This is a genomic window from Parabacteroides chinchillae, assembly GCF_900108035.1.
GTDB lineage: Bacteria > Bacteroidota > Bacteroidia > Bacteroidales > Tannerellaceae > Parabacteroides > Parabacteroides chinchillae.
Map to the genome: position 1 here is coordinate 1 of NZ_FNVS01000011.1, position 20,027 is coordinate 20,027.

Below are 20,027 nucleotides of genomic sequence, written 5' to 3' on the forward strand. Positions count from 1 at the left end.
AGTAATTGACGGTATTATTATTCTATAAAACAAACATCTAATGTCTGTATAATACTTGTACTACTTGTTGTATGTAAATCTTTCAAAGAACTCGTGCGCTTTCTTTCGATTGCGGGTGCAAAGGTAAGGACTATTTTGAAACTAACAAATATTTCAAAAGAAATTTTTGAAAAAAGTTTCCCGAACTTTTCAGGAGGTTGGACATTTTGCTTAGCCCGGCTAACCTCATCCCCTTCCTAAATTACCTTAAACCTATATTGTTATCAACCACTCTCGCTTGAATGCGGGGACAAAAGTAGTATTACCTTTTTTACTATCCAAACTTTTTAAGGGATTTTTTTAATGTTTTTATATACATATTACATGCAAATACTGGAAATGAGTCAGGTAGCGATAATATATCTCAGCCTATCTTATTTCGTTCGGTTATTTTATGTTTTAATCTCTGCTTTTTTATATCACAGAAAACGACTGTTACGTAAAAACAGATTCATAGTTATGACTTTTCAAAATCATTACGATGAATTGAGTAAATCATTACGATGATTTTTTTTGACGTATGTAAATTTAAGTCATTATCTTTGTACATCTATACTTAATAAAAAACACGAAATAATGAGAAACAGCATTTTATTATTGGGATTTGGATTGTGTACGTTGCTTTCTTGCAAAGAAGTTCCGGCTCCTGCCCCCATTTTGCCGGTTCCCACACCTGCACAAACAGAATGGCACAAAATGGAAACGTATGCATTTGTGCATTTCGGGCTAAACACATTTAATGATCTGGAATGGGGATATGGCAATACGCCAGCCTCAACGTTCAACCCGACCGATCTGGACTGCGACCAATGGGCACGCACTATTAAAGCAGCCGGTCTGAAAGGTGTAATCCTGACTGCCAAACATCACGACGGCTTCTGCCTATGGCAAACAAAAACGACAGACTACAGTGTAAAAAACTCTCCCTGGAAAAACGGACAAGGAGATATGGTAAAGGAACTATCAGATGCATGTCGGAAACACGGACTCAAATTCGGGATATATCTTTCTCCCTGGGATAGAAACAGCTCAAACTACGGCACCCCGGACTATGTAAAAAAATTTCATGCCCAAATGCATGAACTCGTCAGCAACTATGGCCCCTTATTCGAATACTGGTTTGACGGAGCAAATGGAGGAAACGGGTGGTATGGCGGTGCAGACGAAACCCGTTCTATCGATCCAAAGACATATTACAAATATGAAGAAGCCCGTGATACCATCAAGGCTCACCATCCTGATGTAATGATATTCGGAGGAACTGTCCCAGATATACGCTGGATCGGCAATGAAGAAGGATGGGCAGGTGATACTCAATGGAGTTTTTATTCATACGACAAAGAGACCAACTACCAGCAAAGCCAATGGGGTATGGAGGATGGCGATCAATGGCTGGGAGGCGAATGTGATGTATCAATACGTCCGGGTTGGTTTTATCATGCACGTGAAGATCATCAAGTAAAATCGCTCGCTCATCTTGTAGACTTGTATTATCGCAGTGTTGGTCATAATACTAATTTCCTGCTGAACTTCCCGGTTGCATTAAACGGAAAAATCAGTCCACAGGACTCTATCCGGGCTATCGAATGGTATCAGACCATCCAAAACGACTTGAAAACAAATATACTGAAAGATTCCCGTATAGAAGCCAGCAACACTCGCGGGCAAAAATTCCGTGCCAGTTATGCAACAGACGGAGAATGGGACACATATTGGGCTACAGAAGATAATGTACACAACGGCTCTCTAACATTTACACTAGCTCATCCATCAGATGTAAACCGTATTATGATACAGGAATACATCCCACTAGGACAACGCGTAAAATCATTCAATATAGAATATGAGAAGGAAGGAATATGGCACCCGGTAAAGTCTGCCGATACAACTACCACGGTAGGTTATAAACGTATTGTACGCTTTCCAACAGTAAAAGCGAAAAAAATCCGTATCAACTTTACAGATTCGCGTGGTCCACTCTGTATTAATAATGTAGAAGCATTTTTGGCACCAGCCTTAATGACAGAGCCAGTTATTACCCGTAACCTGCATGGAGATGTAACAATCCTGGCCGGTGACAAAGTGGCAGAAATACACTATACAACAGATGGCTCAGAGCCAACCAAAGACTCTCCTTTATATGAAACACCATTTACTTTTCGTCAGAAAGGAACTGTTAAGGCTATTTTATATGACGCTACATTCGGCAAAACCAGTCCTGTTTCTACCAAATTGCTAGACATAGCATCCGACAGTTACAAGGTTCTTTCTCCGAAAGACAAAAATACATCCCTGATATTTGACGGAAACGGCTACACCTCCTTCTACTTGCCAATAGGAAAGCAAGAGTTTACTGTACAACTTGATAAAGCATACAAAATAAGAGGTTTTCGTTATACCCCCAACCAAGGACGTGATGCCAGCGGACATATTGCAAACTATCAGCTTTACATCGACAACCGGAAGGTAGCCGAAGGAGAGTTTTCGAATATAAAAGCCAATCCGATCGAACAGGAAATCCATTTCCCTGCAACCAACGGCCAACAAATACGTCTTGTCGCCACCCGCATTGTAGACGATTTGAAACAGGCGGGTATAGGTGAGTTTTCGGTGATAACAGAGTAATGGATAGCTCCCTGAATATTCATTTAACAAAGCCAATCTTCGGCCGCGGTTTATTCAGGGAGTTATTACGGTTTTGTAATCCAGCCAATGTTTCGTTAATCAACTCTAGCTGCATACGGGTATCATCGTTAATGTCATTGTAGTCGGCAAATACGTCGTCTATGTATTTTTTTAATTCCATTATCTGGTTTTCCAGTTCGTCTACTCTGTCAACCCGAGGTAGAACAACCAGCTGACGGATAGCCACAAATGCGCGTGTTACTAAAACACTGACTTGTACAGCTATTTTGCTACGTAATACACTCGCCAGCATTACTACCCCATGTTCTGTAAACGCCAAAGGAACAGCAGATTTAGGCCTTTTAGCTCTTGATGTCATCACAAATTGTGACGACATAGCGCCCCATTCCGCATCAGTCAACTGGAACATAAAATCTTCAGGAAATCGTTCTATATTACGTTTTACGGCCTGATTTAATACACGGGTTTCCACCTGATATATTTCCGCCAAGTCAAAGTCAAGCATAACCTTTTGCTCCCGTATCTCGTATATCTTGCTCTGTATCAATTGCAATTGTTCCATAGTCTCTGATTTTGATGTTAATATTTTTGCTACAACAAGGGCAAGTAATCCCAACTGAATTACTTTAATTATACACAAAAGTATGGATAATTATAATTAAAGAGAAATATTTACAAGAATTGAAACAAACAAAAACTACGGGACGCGTAAGTATATTAAGGAGAGAATATAAAAGAGAAGCAGCTACAACTTTCATTGTAACTGCTTTATCTTCAATCCGTGGTCCCACTTGGGCTTGAACCAAGGACTCCCTGATTATGAGTCAGGTGCTCTAACCAACTGAGCTATGGGACCTATTCAAAGACTAACTCTGAAATCGGATGCAAACTTATGAAACAATCCTGACTTATGCAAATGATTTGCATATTTTTTAAACAAACTACTTTATTTCCGGCCGATCTACTACAAAACGGCAAAAATCATGATACAACTTTTTATCCGTAGAATGAGATGATACACTCAACTTATACAGAGCATTATTACCCTGATAATAAGCCAAACGTTTGGTATCCCATATACCATTTTCACGGAAAGCATTCATATAATCATAAAGGCGATTGCCCCATTCATTCATTCCAACCAACACATTTTCATCAAACTCCACTTCCATATCCATCTCATTTTTGACCGCAATTTGACAAGCTTCATCTAATCGATCATAAGGAACCGATTCATTAAAGAAATAATTGGGTTGGAGAAATGCATAATTAAAACTCAAACCTTTCCACTCATTATAACCGTCCGACTTGAAATAAGGAATCCAGTTAAAGCTATATTTCAGTTCATTCAGATAAGCAGAAATATCACGGACAATGGCACGTGTATTAGTTGCTTCCTCTGCAATCCAGTAAAAGCCTGCCAACTCTACATTTTGCGGCATCAATTCCTTGAATTTTTTCCGAACATAATCAATATACCACTCACAGGCGGCAATACGATCTATAGAATAGGAAAAATCGAGCATCTTTCCATCCTTTAGCGAGCCCCAGTCCTTTTGTCCTTGTATAGGTTCGGGCAAGCCTATCACAATACGGTGTTTTCTGGCAGGTTTTCCAATCCGGGGGATCGCATCGCCAATACATTTATCAAGTGCACCGACTGCAATTTTCGACTGGAAATAAAAGTCCGCCAAATCCATCCAGTCTTTCTGAGTAGCCGGAGCATCTGTATATCCGGACGCAAACATCTTTCCCTTTCCATTATGAATTTCAAGGAATAAAAAACTGTCAAACAACCACTGTTCTTTTCCAGATTCATCCGTATAAGAAACATAAGGAACAAGATGTTCCTTATCCCATACAGTTGTCCGATGCGCACCGCCACCATAAATTAATACCATATCTTTGGTTGGCAACAAAGCCGTACGTTCCTTTTCCCAAGGATAATCTGATTCATCAACAGGGGGAGCAGGCACAGGTTCGGTATCATTCGTATCTCCACAGGAAGACACGAATAATATCAAACATATAATTAATGAGTATAATTTCATTTCGTCAAACCTTTTAGTTTTTTACTCTTTTGTCTTTCTGCAATACGTTTTGCCAATTCCATATATAACTGTTTATCTTCAATATCCTTAGAATGAAACAGATTATAGAAAGCCCTATCGCCCTGGTAATAAGCTATCGGGAACGAAGCAAATGCCCCACATTCATCAAAAGCATTAATATAGTCGGAAAGACGACTACCAAAGCCTCCACTCTTCAATGCTCTTTCATCAAATTCCATTTCGAGGCACATACCATTTTCGGCAGCCAGTTTACACGCTTGGTCAAGGCGTTCGAAAGGAACTTTTTTATCAAAGAAATAATTAGGTTGCAAATAAGCTATATCGAAGCCTAAAGTTTTCCATTCCTGAAATCCATCGGATTTAAAGTAAGGAATCCAATTAAAATTGAAACCTTTAGAACGGACATAGTCGCCAACATTATGTGCTAATGAACGGCTATTAGTTGCCTCTTCAGCAATCCAGTAGAAACCGGAAAGCTCCAAGTTGTCCAAATTAGCTTCATTAAACTTTTTAATGGCATAATTTACAAACCACTGACAAGCAGCCAAACGATCCTCACCATTCGAAAAGTCCATCACCTTTCCATCTATCTCTCCCCAATCTTTTTGATTTGGAATAGGTTCCGGCATGCCAATTACGACTTTTTTCTTTTCAAATTTTTTCGGATTGGCTGCACGTACTTCGCCAACACAATCATTCAAAGCACACACCATCTGCCCCGGCGTAAAATAATCATCCAGCAATTTTGTCCATTCTTGTCTGCGAGCTCCTTCTTTTTCATAGTATGAAGCAAATCCCCTTCCCTGTCCGTTTTTAATTTCCAGGAAAAGATAACCATCAAACAACCATTGATTCTTTCCTTTACCATCTTTCATGGCCACATAAGGCTCAAACTGGCTTTTATCCCATGCCTTACGATGTGATCCTCCGGCATAAATCAACACCATATCACGGGCAAAGGGTTTTATTGCCAATATTGTTTCCGGCATTACACACAACATCATTACCAAACCTGCAATTACACTTAACAACTTCACATTCTTCATGATTATTAAATATTTTAATTAAAACTCCACTACAAATATAAAAAAAGAGTGTAACAAAAGAATTGTTCTCCTTTTATCACACTCTTAAAAATAACCTATATTACATATTATAACCCCATACATTCACTTCAGAGAGAGAGAATGAGGTCGTCCCCTTATAATTTTCCAAACAACGAAGTCTCAGATAACGGACTTTTGGACTTTTATCTTTTTCGAAATAAAGATTATCGCCTTCACCGAAGTCTGTCAATCTGGAATTAGAATTATCTATGTCACCCAGTTTTGTCCATTCATCCCAATCTCCATTCTGAGAAGGGACACCATCACCTAAATAACCCCATAATTCATAACGCTTAGGGCATACATTTGTATATGCCCAATACAAACTGGCGCGAAAACGATACAGATTTATTGTTTCTCCAATGTCATAAGTAAATGAAGAAGGTGCATTTTCGGGATCACCACAAAGATAATTTCCATAATTAACTTCGTCATACGCTTCGGGTTTAGACATCCTCAATCCGTCCCACAACTTATCTATATTTCCTTCAAGCACACGAGAATCATTGGATAATAAATGAGCTTTATGTTTGCTAACATCAATCATTGTAAATTCCGGAATAGTAGCAGTCAATGTATAGGTAACATCTTTAAGCAAGTTGTTCACTACTACTTCATTTGGTTTCGTAAGATCCAATTTCAGAATCGTATCGGAAGGTGCAATCAATTTAGCCCGTTTGGCAATACTCAAATGCACATTAACATTGGATAAGCTCTGTAAATTTTTCAAACTCAATTCAATCGTTCTTGTTTTATCGGATATTACAGCCTGAACAGTCTCCGCTCCATCTTCAGCAGTAACGGCCTTGATAGGAGTCATTACCGGATTTACAGGAATAGATTCATCCATTCCTTCCTCTTCACAAGACGTAAAACAAAATACAGAATAGAGTATTACGCCTGATAATAAAATTATATTTTTCATAATCTGTTTCTTATTTAATATTACCACCAAGGATTCTGAACCAACGCTTTACTCTTTTCTATTTCTGTCTCAGGTATAGGGAACAAATAATAGGCTTTTTTAAATACGCGGGTTTCAAAAGGCACTCTCTTGTAGAAATCTGTAAATGCAAAACTGTTTGTATTAGCATCTCCGGCATTAATATCCATCCCGAACATACGTCCGCCATCACCAAACTTACGGTCTTTTGCTGCGCCGTCGTCCGGTGTATCGGCCAACCAACGACGACGGGTTGTAAAGTAACGGTCGCCTTCAAAACAAAGTTCAATCTGGCGTTCTCGGATTATATAATCACGCTGCGCTTCTTTGTTTCCGGCAATCTGAGGAGTGGCAATAAAAGCACTTGGCACACCGGCACGGCTACGGATCATATCCCAATATTTGCGTATATTCTGATTCCCCGGATCATATTCATTTAATGCTTCAATATAATTCAACAAAATCTGGGCATAGCGGATAAATACGTTTCCGTATTGCTGTGGGAAAACACGATCGTACATATTTGCCATCGGGTCATTGTTTTTATATACCAGATAGCCCGTACGGGAGAAAAATGTATAAGAACCGGACTGGCGGGATTTACCTCCGTAATACAGCTCTGCGCGGGCATAACCATCTTGTTGGCCCGGTGAATTATAGAAATTACGCTTTTCTATATCGTCCGGTAAAGAAGGCATAATACGTTTATTATACAGAATAGAAGCATAAAAACGAGGTTCGCGGTTAGCATACATATTCCAGTCTCCAGCCCAATGCCCCCAGGCTTCAGACTTACGGATATCTGATATCATCTGTTTGCGGCCTTCTTCCGTATTCACTTCACGGTTATTTGGGTTCCAATGCTTGTTAGGGGCTGTAGAAAAGCCTTCTTCCACATAACCAGATGCCGGATCTTCAATCGGTTTTCCGTTCTCCATCAGAAATGCATCTACTATGCGTTGAGTAGCACCTACTCCACCCAATGTTTTAGGTCCGGGAAAAGTATGAATCATCCAGGCCTGTGTATTTGAACCTTCCGAACGGGCAAAAATGACTTCACAGTTCCAGTTGACCAGATGTACATCCACACATGATTTATAAGGATTAAACTCAGCATCTCCATTTTCGTTATTTCTGTACAAACGCAAATTGGCTTCAGGATGTTGTTCCGAAATATCAATCACTTCACGGCTGGCAGCAGCAGCTCTGCGCCACTTATTTTCATCATACGTCGTATTTACCAATAAAGTCCCATCTTTATTTACAAAATCGGCATAATCTTTATTACCATTCCATTGCGGACTGGCAGCAAAAGTCAGAATTAATGACTTTACAGCTTTACAAACAATTTTGTTAGGCTTACCCATCCAATTGGTATTATCCTGCCAATGCAGTGGAAGATCTTTCTCCGCTTCATCCATCATCTCGCAAACATAATCTACACATTCATCAAACGGAGCACGTGCCATATTTGCAAAATCTGCGTCATTCGGTTGTTCTTCTTTAATCAAAACAACGGGGCCATATTGACGGATTAATAACCAATAATAATATCCTCTCAAGAACTTGACTTCTGCTTTATACTGCTTTTTCAAATCTTCACTCAATTCTCCACAGCGATCTACATTGTTTTCGAAGACAAAAGAAGCTCTAATGGCACGATACCAGAGAGCATATTTATTATAGAAGTTACTTGAAGTTGTCCAGTTACCCAGATTAATATTATACGTATTATAAACTACCCACGACAAATCACACTCATCTGAGCATCCCAACCATGGATCATCCTGATGCAAATTATGCATTGGAATACCTGCATATACGTTTGCTAAATAACCTTCAGTCTCTATGCGCGAGCTCCAAACCATTTTATCTGTTTTCATATCATCGGGTTGTTTATCCAGATAATCTGCACATCCGGAAAACATAGTGAGAGCTGCAAATAAACCTATTATATAGTTTTTCATATCTGTATTATTTAAAATGAAGTTCTTACACCAAAATTAATCTTTCTCGGAAGCGGATATTTATTACCATTAGAAGTTCCCGTCTCCGGATCCCACATATCCCATTTGGAGAACAAGGCAACATTATTTGCCAACACATAAATACGCAAAGACTTCATGCCTATCGGCGCAATCCATTTTTTCTTAAAAGAATAGCCAACCTCCACATCTGCCAGACGTAGCAAACTACCATCATAGATAGTACGAGTAGAAGCTTGCCAGTTATTGGAAGAACGTCCGTTTGACAAACGAGGATAGAAAGCATTCGGATTGGGATTTTCAGGCGTCCAGCGATCTAAAGCCTTTTCAAATAAATTTCCTTTACCAACACCTTCATTAAACGGAATAAAAGTAGAACCTCCTAAAGCATAAGAGACATGAGCCTGCCCGCGGAAGAAAACACCAAAATCAAAACCGTTCCAGCTTAATTGCGTACCAAAACCATAATTAATTTCAGGGATAGAAGAATAACCTATAGGTACCTCATCCTCAATATCGACAATACCATCACCATTTACATCTTTGTATCTCACATCACCGGGACGAACTACTCCGAATTTTTGCTCTGGTGTAGAAGGATCATCAATTTCGGCCTGATCTTTAAATAACCCTAAAGCTATCAAACCAAACTGTTGTTTATAGCGATTACCGGTTCTCATACGATAAGCCCATTTCTTTTCCGGCTCATCCATTTCAAGAATTTTATTACGCGTAAATGTGAAATTTCCGTATAAACGATAATCCACTTTACCCAAATGGTGACTAAATTCAAGCGTACCATCCACACCTTGGTTAGTCATAACACCCATATTAGCAAATGGCTGCTGATTTAAACCCGCAATAGCAGGTAAAGAGGCACGCTGGATAAGAATATCCGTTCTCTTTTCGTGGAAATAATCGAAATCTAATGATATAGCATTATTAAACATCTTCAATTCTATACCTATATCTTTTTTCAAACCTTTTTCCCATGTCAGATTTTGAATACCAATCTGATCTTCTCCAACACCATTTATATATGAAGGATTCAAACCAAAAGACCAACCACCCAATCCACTTCCATAAGTAGATAAATAACCGAAACGCATATTTTCCGGCAAAGATTCCGAACCAACCAAACCAACAGAACCCCTTATTTTTAATACATTGACAGATGGTATTTTCCAAAACGATTCGTTAGAGAGCAAATATCCTAAAGCTCCGGCAGGAAAGAAACCAAAACGATGTCCCTTGGGAAAGTTTTCAGAACCATTATATCCAAGATTAAACTCTGCAAAATATTTATCCTTGAAAGCATATGTTCCTCTAAAAGCCAGACCTTGTTTCTTATACGGCAAAGATTTAATAGAAGCACTCGCCGTACCATCCACATAGTCACGCTGATAATACATTACCATTCCACTCACACGGTGCATTTCTTTAAATAACTGATTATAATTGAGCTGCAATTTCAATTCTTCTGCACGGTTATTAGAAGAACTGACATCATAACCCAAGAATTCCGAACCTTTATTTACTTCTGAGAATAATAAATTACCGGTTTCATCGTCTACGCCTGTCACAGCATACGTTGTAGACATTTTCCTGCGATTTTGAATAGACTGGCTATTGGAGTCAAATGAAAATGATCCTCTAAATTCCAATCCTTTCAACCAGAAAGACAAATCCTGAGTTAATACAATCTGGCTCATAATCTGTGTGCGAAACAGTTTATTATAACCGGATCCATATAGACGTTCAGCCGGATTTAATTCGCCCACCTGATTGGGAGCTCCCCATCCCCATTTTGTAGAACCGTCAGAGTTCGTACCGATAGGAAGCCGTACCGGACAAGAAAGCGGAGTAGATAAATATGTATAGTAATACAACATCTCAACTGGTGTATAATAAGTACCATACAACCATTCGTTTCCTACGCCAGGCTGGTGTGTATCTGTCAGATTAGCACCTAATTCAATGTTTAAATTAGTTGTTTTGGTTAAAGTAACATCCACATTGGAACGAAAATTATAACGGCGAAGAGTTACATTAGATTTATAATCATTTTCCTTACTATTTTTCAAATTACCATTATCTTCCAAAAAGCTGGCACTAATATAATAACGAGCTCTCTCACCTCCACCCCGAATATTAAGAGAGGCATTCATATTAGAAGAATACTTCTTAAAAACTTCATCTATCCAATTCACATTCGGATAAAGGAAACGGTTTGCATTGTTACGTAAATTTTCAATATAGTCTTGTGAATAATTTTCCTGCCCGAATGCTTCATTATATAACATTGCATAATCTGCTCCGCCCAAAAGCTTCGGCAAATTAGGCAGATCGGAAGTTCCATATTCAAATTTAGCTTCTACCGACGGTGCTTGTGCAACACCTTTACGGGTTGTAACCAAAACAACGCCATTTGCTGCACGTACACCATACACGGCAGTTGCAGATGCATCTTTTAAAATAGAAATGGATTCTACTTCTTCAATGGACAAATCAGACATATCACGTTCAACGCCATCAACCAGCATCAATGGTTTCTGATTAGCCCCAAACGAAGAAATACCACGAACCCAGAAATCGGCATTATCTTGCCCAGGCTCACCTGAGCGCTGCACAACAACAGCACCCGCAATACGTCCCGAAAGTGCTGAAGTCAACGAACGTTGGGGTATTTTCATATTTTCAATAGGAGCGGCAGCTATAGATCCAATCACACTAGCTTTACGCTGTTTACCCATACCAACAACAACTGCTTCATCCAGCTCCTGTACATCTTCTTTCAAAACAATGTCCAATGAGGGATTTTTACCAACCGGCACTTCCTGCAATTTAAATCCGATATAAGAAAACTGAAGAATATCTCCTTTTTGAGCCTTGATTACATAATAACCATTCACATCGGATACAACTCCACTTGTAGACCCTTTAATTACAATATTAACACCGGGAAGCCCCTGCCCTGTAATATCAGAAATTTTACCTCGCACAGTATTATCATCCTGATGCGTCACCGATTTTTCGGGAACATCCGTTTTCTTATAAAGAATAATATGCGAGCCTTCTATACGATAATTCAATTCTGAATTAGACAGCAAAATGCCCAATACATTATCTAAACTTTCTTTTTGAGCATGAACAGAAACACTTTCTTGCAGATTTATTTCATCATCCCTGAACCAGAATGAATAATTACTCTGTTTTTTCACTGCATCCAAAGCCTTTTCCAATGTGACATTATTCAGCGCCAGAGAAATTCTGACATTTTGGGAATGAACATCAGCTGCAGATACAGTAAACAAGGAAAGCAAACAGAATATAAATGTCAATCTCATAACACTAAATAACTTACCACACCCACCTGGATACACAGGTAGATACAGGATGTGCTTTTTTTTCATAACTTTGTACTGATTTTAAATTAAACTTTTTGTGATTTAAATCTTAAAGGTCAGAAGACTGGCGGGTTTTCTGGCCTTTTTTATAGACTTCACGAACTAGGTTGAATCTTTCATAATTATACTTTTAAACAGGTTAACAACTTTAGCATCTTATTTCTCGTATACAAAAACCGAGTCATTTTTGATATTATATCTTATCCGGTTGTCCCAGGATATGATATGAAGTATCTCTTCCAAACTATCCGTAGACTTAAACTGTCCGGTAAAAGTTATCTTCTTTAAATTGTTGGAAGCTATAACAAATTCTTTTTTAAAATGACGTCCGAGAATAGCAGCAATTTCATTGAAGTTATTTTTCTCAAAATAAATTTCTCCTTTTAACCAGGAAGTATACGGATCAGTCTCTATTTGACGTTTTAAAAACTTATTGTTTTCCTTATTAAATAAAAGCTGTTCGCCCGGTACCAAGACAGTTTCTTCCATTTTATTTGCCAAATCCCGCACACCAACCTGTCCTTCAAGCAAAGTTACTGCAGTATTTAACGATTCATTATACGACTGAACATTAAACTTTGTTCCATAAACACAAACTTTCAATGCTTCACAGGTAACAATAAACGGATGATCCGAATCATGCGTTACTTCAAAATAAGCTTCACCTGATAAGTTTATATTTCGATTTTTACAAAAAGCTGAATTATATTCAATTGCAGAACCTGCATTTAATATCACTTTAGATTTATCTGGTAAAATCAATTCTTTCGTTTCGCCATTCATAACCTCAACCCGGACTAAGTCTCCTGACGAATTTATGTCATGCAAATAAAAAAATGCTCCCACAGACACTAGAACAGCAACTACAGCAGCCACAGATATCAGTTTCACAAATATTGAATGGCGTCGGGCTCCTTTGATTTTATGAATAACGCGACTTCTAATATCTTCTTTCAATTCCTCTGCTACCGATTCAACAGACGAAGAAATTTGAATCCGTTTAGTAAAACGACTTTCCTCTTCTGTATTTTTCATTATTTCTTTCACAAAACACCTCCTTTTTATATAGAGGAGTCATGCTTTAAAAAAAAGGTTTAAAAGAAATCGATATTTTTATCAATTATTTTACAAAACGATAAAAAATAGTATCGCCAGATCAATATCCGGATAGTATTTGCGCATTTGTTCTACAATCTTTTTTACTGCAATTCGAGCTTGTACATGGACAGTGCTTTCTGCCAGACCAAGTATCTCAGCTATTTCCCGATACTTAAGTCCATCCCTACGGGACATCATAAAAATAATACGGCTTTTTTCCGGAAGGTCATTGATTACTCCGGTTAACATTTGCTCTATTTCACTTGTCAAAAGGTCACTTTCGGGATTATCGTCCAATTGTTCCACAGACATGGGGATCTGATCCAGCATTACATACTTAGACGAAGAGTTATTATTCAAATAACGGTAACATGCATTTTTGGCAATAATATAAAGGTACAATTCAATATTTGTAATCTCGGGCAATCTTTTCTTCGATTTCCAAACAGAAAGAAAGACATCAGAAACTACTTCACGACAAGCTTCCTTATTACGAAGAAAACAATAACAGAAACGAAAAGTCTTTGTATAATAGCAATCATAGAATTGGTTAAATGCAATCATGTTGTCTTCCGACACTTTTTGCAAAAGGTTTCTTATTTTATCTGTATCTTTCATGAAATAAGATTAACATAGGGCAGAATATATCAATATTCTGCCCTTTTCCATTTAAATGGGAAAATTATTTTTCTGCAACTTCTTTTGCGGAGAACTCCATTAAGTATGATTTAATAAAACCATCTATTTTACCATCCATTACAGCATTAACATCAGAAGTTTGATAATTGGTACGATGATCTTTTACCCGGCGATCATCAAAAACATAACTACGAATCTGTGATCCCCATTCTATTTTTTTCTTTCCGGCTTCAATCTTTGCCCGCTCAGCCATACGATGTTGCAATTCTTTATCATAAAGAATTGAGCGCAATTGACGCATTGCATTTTCACGGTTTTTAGGTTGATCACGCGTTTCCGTATTTTCAATTAAAATTTCTTCTTCCTCTCCTGTATACGGGTCCTTGAACTGATAACGCAAACGTACTCCGGATTCAACCTTATTAACATTCTGCCCACCTGCTCCTCCTGAACGGAATGTATCCCAGGAAATAGCAGCTTGATCAATCTTCACCTCTATTGTATCATCCACCAAAGGAGTTACAAATACAGAAGCAAAAGAAGTCATCCGCTTCCCTTGTGCATTATAAGGAGATACACGTACCAGACGATGGACACCATTTTCACTTTTCAGATAACCATAAGCATAATCGCCTTCAATATTAATGGTTGTCGTTTTTATACCCGCTTCATCGCCTTCCTGATAATTGGCAATAGAAATCTTATAGTTATTGTTTTCTGCCCAACGCATATACATACGCATTAACATAGAAGCCCAATCTTGACTTTCGGTTCCTCCGGCTCCCGAGTTAATCTTGAGTACACAACTCATTTGGTCTGCTTCGTCACGAAGCATATTACGGAATTCCAAATCTTCTATTAACCGAATGGCTTTACTATATGCCTGGTCTACTTCCTCTTCCGTAATAATTTCTTCCTTTACGTAGTCATACGACAGTTGTAACTCTTCCGCAGCATTTTGAACTTCATTATATAACTCAATCCACTTTTTCAGTTCTTTTACCTTTTTCATCTGGGCTTCAGCACGTTTGGCATCTTCCCAAAATTCAGGATCATGGGTACGAAGTTCTTCTTCCTCTAACTGGATGGTCTTGCCATCTATGTCAAAGATACCCCCTCAGCGCCCGCTGACGCTCCAACACATTATTTAGTTGGTCTGATGTTATCATATTTATGTTATTATTATTTTCTACAAAGATAAGTATTAAGTCAACACCCGGCAACCCTATTATTCCTGATACATGGCCTCAATCTGTTCCGCATATTTCTTTGCTACGACCGGACGACGTAATTTAAGAGTATCGGTAAGCTCACGGCCTTCCATTGTAAACGGTTGTGATAATAAAGTAAAACGTTTAATTCGTTCATAAGAAGCCAGATTCTTCTGGTGTTCTTCAATCCGAGACTCTATTAATCGAATTATATCTTTATTGCTCATCAAATCTTCACGGTTTTCATATCGAATACCTTTTTGTTCTGCATACTGCTCCAATAAAGAGTAAACCGGTACAATCAAAGCACTAACAAACTTTCTCTGGTCGCCTATAACAGCAATCTGTTCTATATATTTATCGCTGCTCATCAACATTTCAATAGCCTGCGGGGCGACATATTTACCATTGGAAGTTTTATATAAATCTTTAATTCGTTCTGTAAAGAACAGCACATTGCCTTCCAACCGGCCAGCATCTCCTGTCCGGAAAAAACCATCTTCAGTAAAAGATTTCGCATTCTCTTCAGGTTTATTATAATAACCGGAAGTTACTGTTTTTCCTTTTACCAGTATCTCATTATTAGCTTCGTCTATTTTAACCTGTATATCCGGCATAATAGTTCCTATAGAACCAAATATGAATCCTTCTTCGGGATAAAAACAAACGGTTGCAGTCGTTTCACTTAGCCCGTATCCATAACGGATCGGAATATTAACAGATTGCAAAAATTCATTAACCTCATCGGATAAAGGAGCTCCAGCGACAGGGAAAAAGCGCCCGCGATCTATACCTAAAACCTTTTTTAAGAGCGTGAAAACAGTTTTATCATAAAAAGCAAACTTCGTACTAAGTCCGCATGGTGCTTTCAATCCTTTATTTTTATATTCCAAATTATACAAACGTCCGGTTTCTATCGCATCCAAAAAGATTTTTTTCATGAACGGAGATGACGAATTAATTTTCTCATGAACTCCTACATAAACTTTTTCCCAAAAACGAGGAACATTGCACATTAAAGTAGGACGTACCTCCACCAAAGTCTTTTGAATCATTTTTGGATCCAAATTAATTGCAACTTTCACACCTTTATGCAAACAATAATATACCCACGCTTTTTCAAAAATATGGGTCAATGGGAGAAAGCACATTGAAGTATCTTTATCTGTAACCATTGGCAAACGGATATCATGGATACGCATTGCTTCCAAATAATTAGAATGATGAAGCATCACTCCCTTGGATTCCCCTGTTGTACCTGACGTATATATTATCGTAGCCAAATCTTCCGGAGTAGCTCCGTTCATACGGATTTTCACAGCAGATGCAGCATGAGTATTATCCCCAAAACGCAAAAAGTCATCAAAATAAACAGATGTTTTATCCTCCGGGTTCAACTTTACGGAAGAATCAAAAATAATTATACGCTTTAATATGGCAGATTCTTTTTGAACTTTAAATGCATTATTGTATTGTAATTGCTCACCGACAAAAAGAGTACGGATATTAGCATCATTAATAATATATTCAATCTGTGCAGGAGAATTGGTTGCATACATCGGCACAGATACAATCCGATTTGTATAAGCTCCAAAATCAGTATATAAACATTGAGGCATATTCTGGGAATAGACACCAATATTTTCCTGTACTTCTATTCCAAACTCAGCCATAGCTTCAGCAGTCAGCATAACTTTATCGGCAAATTCTCTCCATGAGATTTTCAACCATTTCCCGCTTACATTATCTCTGTATTTAAGAGCTGTACGCGAACCATATTTTTCAGCTTGCCGCTGTATCAACTCGGCATAATGATAATAAATCATAACCCTTTATTTTGTATTGTTGACGCAAAAATAAGCTTTTATATTCTAAAAGACATAGGTTTACTTCTATTTTTACACAGATCAATCTATTTTGTGCAATAATTAGAGTCTATAATGATAACCGGTTCCAAATTGTTTTATACCGGAAAAACAAAAGTTTCATCCTAATGAAACAAAAGTTTTATGCAGATAAAACAAATGCTTTATGCTAGAGAAATAAACACCGACAGCACCACCTAATAATAGTAGATAATAAACAATAACACTTCTCATATTGTTAAAAGAACATAAACCATAGTAGTATGTATTGCATAGTACACAGGCATTACATATTTTTGTAACATAAAACAATAAACAATGAATGCAGAGAACGTAAAATCACAAATGAGGAAGGGAACATTGGAATATTGCATTCTACTACTCCTCAAAAAAGAGCCGGCTTACACCTCTGACATAATTCAGAAGTTACAAGAAGCAAAACTGATTGTTGTAGAAGGTACATTATATCCTCTTTTAACTCGCTTAAAAAACAGCGAACTTTTAAGTTATCAATGGATAGAATCAACTCAGGGGCCTCCTCGCAAGTATTACCAGTTAACAGAAAAAGGCATTGTCTTCCTTGGAGAACTGGAAACTTCCTGGCAGGAATTAAATGATACAATAAACCACATTAGAAACAATTAAAAATAAAGACAATGAAGAAGACGCTTACTGTTAATCTGGGAGGAACGGTTTTCCACATTGACGAAGATGCATATCAGTTATTAGACAAATATTTATCTAATCTCCGGGTCCACTTCAATAAAGAAGAAGGAACCGATGAAATTATGGGAGACTTTGAAATGCGTATTTCAGAGTTACTGAGCGAGCGTGTCCGGCTGGGCTATAATGTTATCACAATAGAGAATGTAGAAGAAGTGATAAAGCGCATGGGTAAACCCGAAGAAATCTTTGAAGAAGAGGAAGAAAAAAGCAAAGAAGAGCCCAAAGCCCGTCCTATGCAAGAACATCAGGCTTACTCTGAAAAGAAAAGACTCATGCGTGATCCGGACAATCGCGTATTAGGAGGAGTAGCTGGCGGTATTGCTGCTTATATGGGTTGGGACGTAACAGCTGTCCGTTTAGCTATGATTATTCTTCTTCTCATACCTTATGCGCCAATAGTAATTATTTATATCATTCTTTGGATTGTCATGCCTGTTGCACATACTGCTGCTGATAAATTAATTATGCGTGGAGAAAGTGTTACATTGGAAAATATAGGAAAAACTGTTACCGATGGTTTTGAAAAAGTAAGTAATAATGTAAATGACTACATCAGCTCCGAACAACCCAGAAATTTCTTCCAGAAATTAGCTGATGCATTTGTTATGATTATCGGTTTTATACTCAAATTTTTCACTATACTAATAGGTATTATCTTATTACCGGTACTTTTATTAGTTATATTTATTCTGGTTATAGTAACAATTGCACTCGCAGCCGGAGGAGCCGGCTTTATCTATCATTTATCACCATTCGGAATGGATTTATACAATGGAGCTCCTATCCCATTAGTTATTTTAGGATGCCTGGGAACGATTTTATTGATTGGTATTCCGGTATTTTCTTTGGTATACACTATATGCGGACAGTTATTTAAAGCAAAACCATTACCAACACAAGCCAAATGGACTTTATTAGTATTATGGATCATTTCAATGTTAATTTGCGGTATCTATCTATATTACACCAATATTAATGGATGGAACACGTTACTTTGGGACAATCTTTCCATTCATATATAATACAGCTTCGTTAAAATAAATAATTTCCATAGTTATAATTGTGCGTTAAAAAAAGGAAGGCCGCTCTGTCTCAGAGGGGCCTTCTTCCAAGGTTAACAAATTTATGAGTAAAAACCACTAATGAATCTAATTTAGCCTATTTGCAAGTCCTAATAAACATAGCTTACATAATAGAGATTACAAATATAATAATCTTATTTAGAAATTAAAATAAATATTTCTTATTTATATTCTTTCTGAATTTTAGCCGCAATTTCTGCTAACTTTTCCTGGGATATTTCCAGCTTCTTTCCACCAAAATACATATCCGATTCTTTTGTAATAGGAATCAAATGAATATGGGCATGGGGAACTTCCAACCCCATAACAGCCAGCCCTACTCGTTTACAGGCTATAGCAGATTCTTGCGCATGAGCAACCCGTTTAGCAAATGCCATCATTCGGCCGAGCATGGGATCGTCAATATCAAAAATATAATCAACTTCTTTTTTCGGAATTACTAACGTATGCCCTAAAGCTACCGGATTTATATCCAGAAAAGCAAAAAATTCGTCATTCTCTGCCACTTTATGGCACGGAATCTCTCCTGCTACTATTCTGCTGAATATCGTTGCCATTGCCTTTTATGATTAAATAGATATATCCATAATTTCGAAACTCATTATACCAGACGGTACTTTTATTTCAACAATATCACCCACTCTCTTGCCCATTAAACCCTGAGCGATAGGAGTACTTACAGCAATCTTACCTTCTTTCAGATTAGCCTCCGAATCTGACACCAGCATATATGTCATTACCGCATTATTCTTCGTATTTTTTATCTTTACTTTATTCAAAATCTGAATTTCTTCTGTCTGCACACGAGACTCATCAATCAAACGGGCATTAGAAATCAATGATTTTAATTGAGCCAACTTTGCCTCCATTATTCCCTGTGCCTCTTTAGCTGCATCATATTCTGCATTTTCAGACAAATCGCCTTTGTCTCTCGCTTCAGCTATTTGTGCAGAGATTTCAGGACGTTTCACGGTTTCAAGATAGTTGATCTCTGCCAAAATCTTGTTATAACCTTCCTCTGTCATATAACTAACAGCCATATTAAATCCTCCTTAAATTTTTATTTTAACAAATTTATTTACGACATAATAAAAAAAGAATCCCGACCAGTACCTGGCCGGAACTCCTCTTCTATTTCATTAACACTTTACAAAAGTATGCTTTTTTTTCAAGACATACAACTTTCTAAAAGTGCTTTACAACATATC

General features: G+C 37.7%; 15 protein-coding genes and 1 tRNA gene. 3 read left to right on the top strand and 13 right to left on the bottom strand.

Going from position 1 to position 20,027, the window contains the following annotated elements:
- Positions 1–615: 615 nt before the first annotated feature.
- Entirely contained in the window at positions 616–2,664 is a 2,049-nt protein-coding gene (locus C4S38_RS09790) for an alpha-L-fucosidase (RefSeq protein WP_103983597.1), read from the top strand.
- Between the two features lie 19 nt (positions 2,665–2,683).
- Here C4S38_RS09790 and C4S38_RS09795 read toward each other — a convergent pair whose 3' ends face one another.
- From C4S38_RS09795 to C4S38_RS09845, 11 genes are all read right to left on the bottom strand, one after another.
- Complete coding sequence (locus C4S38_RS09795; RefSeq protein ID WP_099464876.1) at positions 2,684–3,247, bottom strand: ORF6N domain-containing protein; 564 nt, start codon at positions 3,245–3,247, stop codon at positions 2,684–2,686.
- 220 nt (positions 3,248–3,467) lie between these two features.
- Positions 3,468–3,541, bottom strand: a tRNA-Ile gene (locus C4S38_RS09800).
- Positions 3,542–3,626: 85 nt separating this feature from the next.
- Complete coding sequence (locus tag C4S38_RS09805) at positions 3,627–4,736, bottom strand: DUF4855 domain-containing protein (RefSeq protein ID WP_099464612.1); 1,110 nt, start codon at positions 4,734–4,736, stop codon at positions 3,627–3,629.
- Positions 4,733–5,803 (bottom strand): DUF4855 domain-containing protein, encoded by a 1,071-nt coding sequence (locus tag C4S38_RS09810; RefSeq protein ID WP_103983598.1) that lies wholly within the window; start codon positions 5,801–5,803, stop codon positions 4,733–4,735. The genes C4S38_RS09805 and C4S38_RS09810 overlap by 4 nt, the downstream gene beginning before the upstream one ends.
- Before the next feature lie 100 nt (positions 5,804–5,903).
- Positions 5,904–6,788, bottom strand: a complete 885-nt coding sequence (locus tag C4S38_RS09815; RefSeq protein WP_103983599.1) for a DUF5000 domain-containing lipoprotein — start codon at positions 6,786–6,788, stop codon at positions 5,904–5,906.
- 20 nt (positions 6,789–6,808) lie between these two features.
- Complete coding sequence (locus C4S38_RS09820; RefSeq protein WP_103983600.1) at positions 6,809–8,773, bottom strand: RagB/SusD family nutrient uptake outer membrane protein; 1,965 nt, start codon at positions 8,771–8,773, stop codon at positions 6,809–6,811.
- 11 nt (positions 8,774–8,784) lie between these two features.
- A complete protein-coding gene (locus C4S38_RS09825; protein ID WP_160034697.1) occupies positions 8,785–12,138 on the bottom strand; it encodes a TonB-dependent receptor in 3,354 nt (1,117 codons plus the stop codon).
- Positions 12,139–12,354: 216 nt separating this feature from the next.
- Positions 12,355–13,245: a FecR family protein gene (locus C4S38_RS09830; RefSeq protein ID WP_146059473.1), complete on the bottom strand. Its 891-nt coding sequence runs from the start codon at positions 13,243–13,245 to the stop codon at positions 12,355–12,357.
- Positions 13,246–13,323: 78 nt separating this feature from the next.
- Positions 13,324–13,914: an RNA polymerase sigma-70 factor gene (locus C4S38_RS09835; RefSeq protein ID WP_103983603.1), complete on the bottom strand. Its 591-nt coding sequence runs from the start codon at positions 13,912–13,914 to the stop codon at positions 13,324–13,326.
- A gap of 64 nt (positions 13,915–13,978) precedes the next feature.
- A protein-coding gene (prfB, locus tag C4S38_RS09840; protein WP_146059474.1) for a peptide chain release factor 2 occupies positions 13,979–15,104 on the bottom strand; the annotation gives its coding sequence in 2 pieces (ribosomal slippage) (positions 13,979–15,040 and positions 15,042–15,104; 1,125 coding nt in all).
- Positions 15,105–15,163: 59 nt separating this feature from the next.
- The gene (locus C4S38_RS09845) at positions 15,164–16,972 is read right to left on the bottom strand and encodes an AMP-dependent synthetase/ligase (protein ID WP_103983605.1); all 1,809 of its coding nucleotides are present in this window, start codon (positions 16,970–16,972) and stop codon (positions 15,164–15,166) included.
- A 357-nt stretch (positions 16,973–17,329) separates the two neighbouring features.
- Between C4S38_RS09845 and C4S38_RS09850 the strand changes: the two genes are divergently transcribed.
- Both C4S38_RS09850 and C4S38_RS09855 read left to right on the top strand, forming a co-directional pair.
- Entirely contained in the window at positions 17,330–17,656 is a 327-nt protein-coding gene (locus tag C4S38_RS09850; RefSeq protein ID WP_099464621.1) for a PadR family transcriptional regulator, read from the top strand.
- An 11-nt stretch (positions 17,657–17,667) separates the two neighbouring features.
- Positions 17,668–18,759 (top strand): PspC domain-containing protein, encoded by a 1,092-nt coding sequence (locus C4S38_RS09855; protein WP_103983606.1) that lies wholly within the window; start codon positions 17,668–17,670, stop codon positions 18,757–18,759.
- A 221-nt stretch (positions 18,760–18,980) separates the two neighbouring features.
- Here the strand turns inward: C4S38_RS09855 and C4S38_RS09860 are convergent, their stop codons facing one another.
- Both C4S38_RS09860 and greA read right to left on the bottom strand, forming a co-directional pair.
- On the bottom strand, positions 18,981–19,376 hold the full coding sequence (locus C4S38_RS09860; protein ID WP_099464623.1) for an HIT family protein: 396 nt from the start codon (positions 19,374–19,376) through the stop codon (positions 18,981–18,983).
- A 12-nt stretch (positions 19,377–19,388) separates the two neighbouring features.
- A complete protein-coding gene (greA, locus tag C4S38_RS09865) occupies positions 19,389–19,859 on the bottom strand; it encodes a transcription elongation factor GreA (protein ID WP_099464624.1) in 471 nt (156 codons plus the stop codon).
- Between the last annotated feature and the right edge of the window lie 168 nt (positions 19,860–20,027).

Coding starts and splice junctions, on each gene's coding strand:
- C4S38_RS09790 (WP_103983597.1), top strand. CDS start 616: ATGAGAAACAGCATTTTATTATTGGGATTTGGATTGTGTACGTTGCTT.
- C4S38_RS09795 (WP_099464876.1), bottom strand. CDS start 3,247: ATGGAACAATTGCAATTGATACAGAGCAAGATATACGAGATACGGGAG.
- C4S38_RS09805 (WP_099464612.1), bottom strand. CDS start 4,736: ATGAAATTATACTCATTAATTATATGTTTGATATTATTCGTGTCTTCC.
- C4S38_RS09810 (WP_103983598.1), bottom strand. CDS start 5,803: ATGAAGAATGTGAAGTTGTTAAGTGTAATTGCAGGTTTGGTAATGATG.
- C4S38_RS09815 (WP_103983599.1), bottom strand. CDS start 6,788: ATGAAAAATATAATTTTATTATCAGGCGTAATACTCTATTCTGTATTT.
- C4S38_RS09820 (WP_103983600.1), bottom strand. CDS start 8,773: ATGAAAAACTATATAATAGGTTTATTTGCAGCTCTCACTATGTTTTCC.
- C4S38_RS09825 (WP_160034697.1), bottom strand. CDS start 12,138: ATGAGATTGACATTTATATTCTGTTTGCTTTCCTTGTTTACTGTATCT.
- C4S38_RS09835 (WP_103983603.1), bottom strand. CDS start 13,914: ATGAAAGATACAGATAAAATAAGAAACCTTTTGCAAAAAGTGTCGGAA.
- C4S38_RS09845 (WP_103983605.1), bottom strand. CDS start 16,972: ATGATTTATTATCATTATGCCGAGTTGATACAGCGGCAAGCTGAAAAA.
- C4S38_RS09850 (WP_099464621.1), top strand. CDS start 17,330: ATGAATGCAGAGAACGTAAAATCACAAATGAGGAAGGGAACATTGGAA.
- C4S38_RS09855 (WP_103983606.1), top strand. CDS start 17,668: ATGAAGAAGACGCTTACTGTTAATCTGGGAGGAACGGTTTTCCACATT.
- C4S38_RS09860 (WP_099464623.1), bottom strand. CDS start 19,376: ATGGCAACGATATTCAGCAGAATAGTAGCAGGAGAGATTCCGTGCCAT.
- greA (WP_099464624.1), bottom strand. CDS start 19,859: ATGGCTGTTAGTTATATGACAGAGGAAGGTTATAACAAGATTTTGGCA.